Annotated in this window: 6 protein-coding genes; 2 read left to right on the top strand and 4 right to left on the bottom strand. The window is 49.4% G+C overall.

Going from position 1 to position 9,693, the window contains the following annotated elements:
• Positions 1-1,142 precede the first annotated feature (1,142 nt).
• Positions 1,143-1,802 carry a histidinol-phosphatase gene (locus V5T57_RS11855; protein ID WP_332891434.1) on the bottom strand — a complete coding sequence of 220 codons (660 nt, stop codon included), beginning with the start codon at positions 1,800-1,802 and terminating at the stop codon, positions 1,143-1,145.
• A gap of 797 nt (positions 1,803-2,599) precedes the next feature.
• Here V5T57_RS11855 and V5T57_RS11850 point away from each other — a divergent pair.
• Complete coding sequence (locus tag V5T57_RS11850; protein ID WP_332891433.1) at positions 2,600-4,876, top strand: methyl-accepting chemotaxis protein; 2,277 nt, start codon at positions 2,600-2,602, stop codon at positions 4,874-4,876.
• 79 nt (positions 4,877-4,955) lie between these two features.
• Here the strand turns inward: V5T57_RS11850 and V5T57_RS11845 are convergent, their stop codons facing one another.
• Genes V5T57_RS11845 through V5T57_RS11835 form a run of 3 tightly spaced genes read right to left on the bottom strand, consistent with a single transcriptional unit; the run spans position 4,956 to position 7,534 of the window.
• A complete protein-coding gene (locus V5T57_RS11845; protein ID WP_332891432.1) occupies positions 4,956-5,273 on the bottom strand; it encodes an HNH endonuclease in 318 nt (105 codons plus the stop codon).
• Positions 5,274-5,279: 6 nt separating this feature from the next.
• Positions 5,280-6,380: a glycine oxidase ThiO gene (thiO, locus tag V5T57_RS11840; protein ID WP_332891431.1), complete on the bottom strand. Its 1,101-nt coding sequence runs from the start codon at positions 6,378-6,380 to the stop codon at positions 5,280-5,282.
• Positions 6,381-6,430: 50 nt separating this feature from the next.
• Positions 6,431-7,534, bottom strand: a complete 1,104-nt coding sequence (locus tag V5T57_RS11835; protein ID WP_332891430.1) for a GNAT family N-acetyltransferase — start codon at positions 7,532-7,534, stop codon at positions 6,431-6,433.
• A gap of 98 nt (positions 7,535-7,632) precedes the next feature.
• Between V5T57_RS11835 and V5T57_RS11830 the strand changes: the two genes are divergently transcribed.
• Positions 7,633-9,339, top strand: coding sequence for a P-loop domain-containing protein (locus V5T57_RS11830; protein WP_332891429.1), 1,707 nt, complete (start codon positions 7,633-7,635; stop codon positions 9,337-9,339).
• Positions 9,340-9,693 lie beyond the last annotated feature (354 nt).

The following is a 9,693-nucleotide window of genomic DNA, read 5'->3' as shown; positions in this document are numbered from 1 at the left end:
ATTTTTAACTTTTCTGCTATACCATTATATATCAATGCCTTACGAATGCAAATCTCATTGTCTCACTTCGTGATGCTCACATTTACATCACCGGTGATTAAAAATAGTCAGGTAACGAACCTTGAAGAGCCCCCCCTTACTATAAATCCTGAACCAACCTAAGAAGGTGTTCTCCTTAGCGGGTACCTCCTAACAGACTCAGAAGGCCTCTCTATATATGAGCACTCTCTAAATTTGAGCAACATACTAAGAAGCGCTTTTTGGGCGACATGCCATAATGAAGAACCAACATAACTATAATGGCCCCTCTAGGGATTCACCCTCTAGACAAGGGCGGGCACACGAACAGGCCAACCCTTAGAGCCCCCTTAATCATAAAATCAAACACTCTCAAGAAGCAGACTCTCTTGGTGCCCCCCCTATTATAAGACTGAACATACTAAGAAGAACTTTCCATGGAGGGGCTCTCTTCTGGTAAGCACACCCTAAAGAAGGCCTCTCCTTATGAAGGACACGCTCTATGGAAGACGGCAACACGAAGGAAGCCTTCCCTCTGGATTCACACCTTACATAAGATCGCAATAACGCCCCCCCTTAGACTCCCCCCCCTTATAATAGATTGAACAGACTCAAGAGGGCTTCTCTCTTGGCATGTACCCGAATATAGAAAGCGAAAAGTACGACTAAAAGGCCTTCCCTTGAGAGGTACCCCTCTAATAAATCGTGGGATACATTCACAACATAAGACCGAAGACACCATGCGGCTGCCCCCCCCCCCCTTGCTATCCCCTCCCCTCTTACGGATAGAGCCCAAAAAGTTTGAGGGACTGCTCCAAGAGGCCACCTTTAGATTAAGAATGAACGAACTCAGATACACAGCTCTAGGGGAGAACAGCGACATGGCGGTCAACGACAGAAAGAACGGCGACAAGTAGGACCCTTTAGATTATGAACGAAGAAAATCCACAAGGCCGCCCCAAGGGATGCGCCCTGATATAAGAGCGACGATATAAAGAGGATTCTCCCTGAGGGGTGCCTCACTTATATAGACCGGATCAAAACTAAAGGGGCAGCCCCGAGGGGCGCCCCTTTATATAAAACTGAACAGACTGAAGTAGGTTTGGCGCAACCGCGGGTCAGAGTTACTCTCTTAAAGAGATAACCGACCACTGTCGTTGCTGAGCCTCTTTATACAGTGTTGGGTCAGGATCTACGGCAACGGGATGATCCACCATCTCCAGTAGAGGGATATCATTAAGGGAATCGCTATAGAACCAGCTTCCTTTAAGATCCGCACCATTCTCTTCCAACCAACGCTGCAACCGAGTCACCTTGCCACTTTGAAAACAGGGGACATCAAAACTATGCCCTGTAAAGTTCCCTTGCTCATTCTGCTCAACTTCCGTTGCCAACAGATGAGGCACACCAAGTAGTGCGGCGATGGGGGTGGTAAGAAAACGGTTGGTTGCGGTGATAATCATTAAGGTATGACCCTGATCACGATGCTTATCAACCAGGGCTTGTGCCTTAGGCTGCATGATCGGTTTAATCTTCTGCTCGAGATACTCTTGATGCCATGCATCCAACTGGGCTTTGGGATATTGGCCAAGGAACTCCAACGCAAAATCCAGATAGGCCTGCATATCCAAGGTGCCTTGCTTGTACTGTTCATAGAAGTAGTCGTTCTTACGATCATACGCCTCTTGGCTGACCAGCCCCTTTTCAGCCAGAAAGGTACCCCAGAGATGATCGCTGTCTCCCCCAAGCAATGTATTATCTAGATCAAAAATGGCCAGTGTCATAACAAACTCCCACGTCACCGCTGTTCGATCAACGGCAATACGCCGCTGCATAGATGGCTGTTGTTACCATGACTGATATCAACGAGACAATGTCCTTTTGACCATTTATACCCCTTGCTACACGCTTTTTACCCTGTCGTCATTTTTATACTGTTCCCTCTTAAACAGAAAGCGCCTTGCAGGAAACCTCATGTTAGGGGATTCTTTTTAACAGATGGAACAAAGCATGCTAGCGGTACGGTCTAAGACAATAAGAACCCCTATTAACCTTTAGAGCTTGAAAAATCACATGGCTAATCCACATACACCGAAAGCGGTCAATTGCATGAAATGCCGTTTCTTCCGTATTACTTGGGATCCAACACACCCAAGGGCATGTTCGGCCATGGGGTTTAAAGGCAAGGAGATGCCTAGCGTCGAAGTACAACGCGCTTCGGGGCATCCGTGCCTACAATTCACCCCAAAAGAGCCAACCACAGCAGAGACTAACAGCCGCACCCAAGGCGGTTGGTACGTATAAATACGGATAAAACACCGACTCTTAAGTGTTACCTTCCTTTACAAGTTTTCTGGGAAAAGCTATCCATCCCATTCAAATTTGGTACTTTTTTCTTCACTATGACCTTATTGATATGCCATATTACTCGCTGATGGCATTCTACCGGTGTTGCCACAGCGCCACAGTTGGTTACTTTTAATTAACGGTTACCTGCATGCTTAAGCTCAACATATCCCAGAAGATTTTTCTCTTCCTTGGAATCATGGCTCTTGCCATTCTCCTAGGAACCACGCTCTCCATGACACGTATTCATAGCTTTACTGATATGTGGCAGACCTATCAGGACCAGGTCGCAGAAAGAGAATCTCTGCTTATGCGCCTAAAAAGCCATTTTGGCTATGGCAATGGCATCCACCACTTTAAAAACTACGTGCTTCGGGGCAAAGCCAAACATCATGATGGTGCGAAAAAGCATCTGGGCATTGTGTTGGATCTGGTTAAGCAGTATCGAACACTGGACAGCATGACCCCTCAAGAGAAAAAAGCTCTGAATGATATTCAATCGGTTGCACAACTGTACCTGCACGCGGTAGATACCGTCGCAGAGATGGTCAAAAAGGGTGCCAGCCCTAAACAGATCGACAGTACCGTCAAGATTAGTGACCGCCCTGCTGTTGATGGCTTTAAGATACTGGAACAAGCCTACATTAGCATGACCCGCTCAACGACAGAGCAGCTGAACAGTACGGTCGGTAGCGCCAGTTCCATTGTGGGCTTTACATTCCTGTTTATTGCCATTATAGCGCTGAGTTTTGGCTTGATTACACGTCACTTTGTGATCAACAAAATCAGCCATATGCATGATGCTCTGTCCAACATGGTCAATGGTAACATTACCCGTGACTTAGACATCCCTGACTATAAGGATGAGTTGGATGAGGTCTCTGTTTTAATCAATCAGCTTACAGACCAGCTAAGGGTCACGATCCGTGAAGTCAAGCTGCAGTCGGATACCCTACAGGCTGTTATTAAAGAGTCGATTGAAGTTAAGAATACACTGGAACGAGATGCCCAAGAATCCTACGACATGACGCAGGATGCGGTATGCCGTAACGCCAATGTAGATGATGACTTTGTAGCCTTGAAACTTCACATTGACCGGGTCAGTGAGAACTTTGTGCGTGTAACCGAAGCCTCAGATACCCTATCCCATAATATTGAGACCATCGCATCTTCTGCAGAAACCGCGAGCATGAACGTCTCTGCGGCCGCCCAAGCGACCAGCGAAATGAACATGAACCTAGGGGGCATTAACCAAGGGATGGAGCAGGTCAACGGCACCATTATGCGGGTAGCAACCTCTGTTGACGAGATGACCAACTCGATCAAACAGGTGGTTGGCCGTTGCGGTGATGCCCAGAAGGATTCTGAACAAGCCAATCAGGATGCGAAGGACACCATTCAGCTGATGGATCAATTGGACAAATCGGCCAATGCCATCGGCAAAGTGGTCGAGATGATCAACGATATTGCTGAGCAGACGAATATGCTGGCATTGAACGCCTCGATTGAAGCAGCTGGGGCTGGGGAAGCTGGTAAGGGCTTTGCCGTTGTGGCCAATGAGGTTAAGGATTTGGCCAGCCAGACAGCCGATGCAACCGATTTGATTTACCAGAGCATTCAAGAGATCCAAGACAACACCCGCCAAGCGATTGATGCAAACCGTCGGGTATCCGCCAGTATTGACCGCATTCACTCCGGCAACCGTGATATTACCGAGCTGGTTGGTGAGCAGGATCATACGGTGCAGGATATTGCCCACTCCATGGAGGAAGTGACGCGGGTTACCCACGATGTTTCGGCCAATACTCAAGAGCTTTCCAATGCGGCTTATAGCGTGGCAGAATCCAGCCAGGAAGCTGCCAGCAGCGCCCAGCAGATTGCAGACCTTGCCAGCGGTGCAACCGCAGAAGCTGGACAGTTGGTGAATTTGGGTAATGAGTCCAAAACATTGGCTGAAGAGGCTCAAGAGATGGGAACCAACATCTTCTCGGCCTCGACCCAAGTACAGAAAAACGGTATTAAGACCATGAATCTGGTTAACCTGATGAATGGCTCTATCCACCAGACTGGTATGTTGGTGGATGTTATTTTAGAAACCAGCCATGGCTTGGACCACTCCACCAAAGGATTGGATGTTGGTCCAACACCGTTTGATGTGGAGGCGATTAAACTTGCGCACTTGGGCTGGTTAGGGAAACTTGAAAATGTCATCCGCGGCCGTACAGCCATGAGCCCTGAACAGGTTGCCTCAGGTCGCGAATGTGCCTTTGGTAAGTGGTACTACTCAGAAGGTATTGAAAAGTTTGGTGCGCTACCCCTCTATCAAGAGTTGGGGGAAGTCCACTTAAAAGTACATGATCTTGCCCGTGAGGTGGTCGCCTTAATCCATGAAGTTCACGATCATGATGCGGCACTTCGTAAAATGGATGACTTCAACCTGGTGCGTCGCAAGCTCTTTGAACTGCTAGACCGTGTCTATCAGGACAAACAGGCCATTGCGCTGAGTCATTAAGGGATCATTCTTGATCACACGAAAAAGGCCGGATGCTGTTGTACAGCATCCGGCTTTTTTTTAACCTAAAATCATCCCATCAAGCTTTGGCTTGCATCTCCTCAACCCACGCTCGGAATGTTTCTGCAGGCCAGTTTTTCTTATTGTCATTACACTCACTGCAACACGGCACACAGTTACCTTTGGTACTACGCCCGCCCCGACTAATGGGCTGCATATGATCCATGGTTAACTCTTTTGGGTGAAAACGCCGGTGACAGTAGAGACAAAGACCTTTACCCAGCTGGTTTTTCCACCATTGACTACGCTTTAGCTCTTTGGCTTTACGCCGCTCCTGATCGACCTGGTCAGGATCTGCGGGAATAAACAAAGCATCATGTTCAGAGTTGTCCATCATTTTCTTTCATGAAACCAATGGTGGAGAAAAAGGGGCTAAATCCCATGGTGGTTTCTCTCCCATAATTAACTGAGTGGTCACTTCTGCAGTAATAGGTGTCATTAAAATACCGTTTCTGTAGTGACCTGTTGCAAAATAGAGTCCCTGCCAGGGTCCCTGCCCCAACAGTGGCTGACCATCACCTGTTGCCGGTCTTAAGCCTGCCCAGGCATCGGTCATGCGTGCTTGAGATAACCCGGGGACCATCTCCAGTGCCATATTGGTAATACGCTGCAGCCCTTCTGTGGTCACCGCCTTATCAAACCCACGGTCCTCTAGTGTTGACCCCATCACCACACGACCATCTGCCCGCGGTACAATATAGCCTTTGTAGCCATAGACCACATGACGGAAAGAGGGGGGGCGCATTTCCACCTGTAAGATCTGACCAGACATGGGTTTAACATGGGTTCGTAAGGGGGGTAGCCCCTTGATCAAGCTACTCCATGCGCCCCCAGCGATGATGACATGATCACCATGGATCACTTCATCAGCCGCACAGACACCAACCACCCGCTCCCCTTGTAACTGCAACCCCGTCACCTGAACGCCAGATCGGAATGTACCACCCAGACGGGAAACCGCGGCAGCCAAAGAGCGTGAGAGCGCGACGGGTTCAACCTGGTGATCATCTGGATAGTAGTTTGCACCGATGATCTGGTCACTCAGTGCGGGTTCCAGCTTGCGGGCATCATCCCGGTCTAGGATTTCAACCCTTAAATCCCGATCCATCATCCATTCGGCACGGCCTGCAGCCAACCGCCCTTCTGCAGGATCCATAGCGACTTCCAAGACCCCACTATCTTCATAGCCACAGTGAACACCCGAGACCTCTTCTAAACGCTGAACAAACTCGCGGAACATGCCACGGCTTGCAACACACAGCTCTAGAAAAGCCCCTGTACCTGAAACCTCCGATTGTGCACCAAGAATACCAGCTGCCGCTGCCGAAGATTCAGCACCGGGTAGTGCTTTTTCCAACAGAGTCACCTGATAACCCTGTTCCAACAAACGAAAGGCACACGCGGTGCCCATAACACCGGCACCCACAATGACCACTTTTTCCATGGTTGAAGCTCCTTAGTACTGCGCCGAACAGCCACGCAGCCCTACCGTGATTAGGTAGGATTAAGATCCAATCGCAAACCATAGGCAGAGGCCTTTCGGGAAGGGTCATAGCCCTCCCATTTAGCCATAGGAATTTCATCCAGCTCTACCATTCGGAAGCCGTTGCGTCGAAAAAAAGCAGCCACCCGCTCACTTTGGGTTGCCGCAAACAGATAGTTTAATGATCGCGCAATCGCATGTTCCGCTACAGTTTGCAGCAAACGTGCCCCAACACCATTACCTTTATAACGTGTTAGGGTATAAATAGAAATGACTTCCCCTGCAAAACTCTCCTGATAGGGTTCCGTCAGCAACCCCACCACCCCAGCCAAACGACTACTCCCCCCAACAAACGCCCCCCACCCTTCTGCCATTAAAGTAAAAAGGTGCTCCTCAGGGCGGTTCATGAGAAAGCCCTCCCCTTCCCCTCGGCGGATTAGAGACTCCACTTCAGAAAAATGATCCAACCTTAGCCGTTCAACCCCACAGTAGTGGTCGGTAGAGAAGTAGGTTCCCGCACCTTCATAGGTAAGCAGCTCGCGTTCAAGGTTTTCCGGTTTACAAAGGCTAACGGAGTGCACACCATTTTCTAGCAACAAACCAATGGCAGATAATACCGGATATTCATGGGCTGGGCGTTGGCTGCGGATTTCACTTAACTGCGCCAAGGACACAAAGTTAATCCACCCCCCTTGATGATCTTTCACGCCCCCTTCACGGCGAAGCAGTAAGACACGGTTGGGACGGAGAGGACAGAGAAAATCTGTCAATTGGTTCATGCCAAGCTGATCGGCATCCCCCAACATCACCGTAACCCGGCTTTTTTGTCCCTGCCAAAGCTGATGGAGTAGAGGCCAGGCACGATGTTGAGGAGCGTAGAGTGCTTGCTCACCCAGTTCAAGCTTTGCCCCTTTTTTTTCCAGCTCATGCGGAATCATCTGCTGAGCAGCAAGTACAAGCAGGCGCACCCCCCCTGACTGTAAATGCTGCATACTGGCATCCAGTTGCTGCCACGCGCTATCATCAAGGGGCTCCAGCAGCACCAAAACCACCACTTGCTGGTGCAGGCTTTTTAAAAAAAAGCCCTGTTCGGAGAAAGAGGAAAGCTGCGACATGGATGCCATGAACTCCATACGAAGAAAAATCTGACCAAATTAGGTTGGTCAAACAGGTTAGCACAGGCTCACCTTAGGGTTGAGGATAAAGAAACACCATGAAAAAACTGATCGCACACCTGCAACGCCTGGATGGACAGGGCTATGGTGCCTATAAAGCCATTAAGGGAAGCTACGAGCTGCCACAGATGAGGTTGGTTGTGGATCATGTACAAGGTGATCCTTTTGCGGAACCATCACACCTTCGTATTTTTTATTCTGCGCACTCAGCAGGGTGGCCATCCTTACAACAGGCGGATCAGGTTCGTGCCTTGGAAGATTATATTGGCCGCCGTCTGGCTGAGCACCAATCACACGCAGCGTTGGCCCATGCAGGGTCTGGTAAAAGTGGTCACATTCATTTTATGCACCATGGCCAACAGGTTCTTAAACGCACAGCGGTTAAAAGAGATGTCGATGGTGTCATTGAAATTAGACTTCAAGCAGGCTTGCCTGCAAATGGACGGCGTATTTTAGGTCAACAAGCTCAACAACTGTTACTCGAGCATATTCCCCATTGGGTCCGCACTTACGCCACGTATAAACCGACGTTACACAGCACCCTAACTCAACACCTTAATGCGGTGACCGATCAGGTCTACCTACGAAACTGGCTTGAACAGAATCAGCATGTCGCCTTTATTGCGCAGGGCTCACGCCTCCCCCGTGCCAGCGGTATTGATGATCACCCTTTACCCCATGGCACACCATTTAATGCCCCTGACCATTTAACCCTTTCAATTGATCTACCCCACAGGGGGGCAACGCAAGGTGTCTGCATTGAACAAGGGATTACACTTTTAGTGGGGGGAGGATTTCACGGTAAAAGCACACTGCTTTCTGCACTGGCCCAAGGTGTCTATGACCATATTCCTGGAGATGGTCGAGAGCTGGTCGTCACCCGTAGCGATGCCGCCAGCATCTGTGCTGAAGAGGGGCGAGCGGTCTCGGGTATTGATATACGCCCTTTTATTAACCATCTACCAACCAAGCGTTCCACACAAAATTTTGTCACCAGCAACGCCAGCGGTAGCACATCTCAGGCAGCCAATATCATGGAGGCTCTTCAAGGAGGAAGCCGTCTCCTACTGATGGATGAAGATCGCGCGGCAACCAACTTGATGATGCGTGATACCTGTATGCAGCAGCTGATTGCCCCACACCAAGAACCCATCACCCCCTTATGTGAACAGATCAGCACCCTACATGAACAACATGCCATCTCCATGGTGGTTGTCATGGGGGGGAGTAGTGCTTTTTTTCCAGCGGCACATCGGGTTTGGCAGTTTGATACTTTTCAGTTGGTGGACCGCACGGCTGATGCTCATCAATTGGTAGCTCCACAAACAACACGCCCAACTGAGGTCGCTAACCTGCAAGCCGCCCTTAAGCAACAGAGAGGGGCAAACCCACAGATACTCAGCCCCAAAAAGGGCAAAAGAGCCATTGCAGTTAAAGTACCTGAGCCTGATTTATTAAACTATGGAGAGGTGCGCATAGACTTACGCCACTTGGAACAGCGGGTTGATCGCGGACAAACCTTGGCCATGGGCTATATGCTGGCCCATTTTTCCCAACACCTGACCATGGATGATGAGCTGCTTACAGCGCTCAGGGCGTGTTATCAACAGATGGTGGAACAAGGGATGGACAAGCTGACACCATTTCCTTTGGGTAACTTGGCTTTACCTCGCTTCTTGGATCTACTGGCAGCACTCAATCGACATCGAGGTTTAATCAATCACCGTATGCCATCCAAACCTTAATACAGGGTCAACACGCGACCGTTTAGCTCTTTTTTGCATTAAACAAAGAATATGTGAAAAAACAGGCACGCCCAACGATGCACAATTTAACCCCGACCCGGTTATCGGCTCTGTTCTTAATGAAAATAAGATCGGCCCCCCATTCAGGCCTTACAATCATCGTTGGATATCGGCTATCTCCACCCTACATGTGACCGGTGATCCGACGGTTCAGCATAAGAGGTCTCTTCAAGCAACATGCATTAACAGCTAGCACCGTAACGGTTAGAAGAGGCCTATTGCCGTAGAACCGATCCATCACGGACAAAAGCATGCCCACCGACCAACCTGCTCCAAGCACGCCATGGAATGATC

It is taken from the genome of Magnetococcus sp. PR-3 (genome assembly GCF_036689865.1).
Lineage (GTDB): Bacteria > Pseudomonadota > Magnetococcia > Magnetococcales > Magnetococcaceae > Magnetococcus.
The sequence above is the reverse complement of the archived record's forward strand: the minus strand, read 5'-3'. Positions and strand labels throughout refer to the sequence as shown.